This window comes from Paenibacillus sp. YAF4_2 (assembly GCF_052113225.1).
Classification (GTDB): Bacteria; Bacillota; Bacilli; order Paenibacillales; family Paenibacillaceae; genus Pristimantibacillus.
On the sequence record NZ_JBFRCT010000027.1, the window covers coordinates 1 to 508 of the forward strand.

General features: G+C 49.8%; 2 rRNA genes. Both read left to right on the plus strand.

The annotated features are described in order from the left end of the window. Positions 1-16: 16 nt before the first annotated feature. A 5S ribosomal RNA gene (rrf, locus tag AB4Y93_RS28815) occupies positions 17-133 on the plus strand. A 249-nt stretch (positions 134-382) separates the two neighbouring features. Next, positions 383-508: ribosomal RNA gene (locus AB4Y93_RS28820) — 23S ribosomal RNA — on the plus strand; the annotation flags it as partial.

Consider the following 508-nt stretch of genomic DNA (forward strand, 5'->3'; position numbering starts at 1 on the left):
TTCAGGAAGTCATCCGTTTGGTGGCGATGGCGGAGGGGAACCACACGTTCCCATACCGAACACGACCGTTAAGCCCTCCAGCGCCGATGGTACTTGGACCGCAGGGTCCTGGGAGAGTAGGACGTCGCCAAGCAGGTGTTTATACACCTATACCTTTTGTTTGCTTAACGCAACGCAAAAGATTTGCACCTTGAAAACTGGATAGCGAAAGAATGTAACATCCTTAAGCAATTAAAATACTTTGGCGGTTTTGACCGTCATTGTAAGCGAAGGTTGTTTCGAGTCGATTGTGACTTTTGCGCGTTTGTTTCCACAGATAATTACTTATCTAATGAAGAAACAAACCGCAAGGAACACTCGACCGAAACAACCGGAGCTACTAGGTTAAGCTAGTAAGAGCGCACGGAGGATGCCTAGGCACTAGGAGCCGAAGAAGGACGTGGCGAACAACGAAACTGCCTCGGGGAGCGGTAAGCACGCATTGATCCGGGGGTGTCCGAATGGGGAA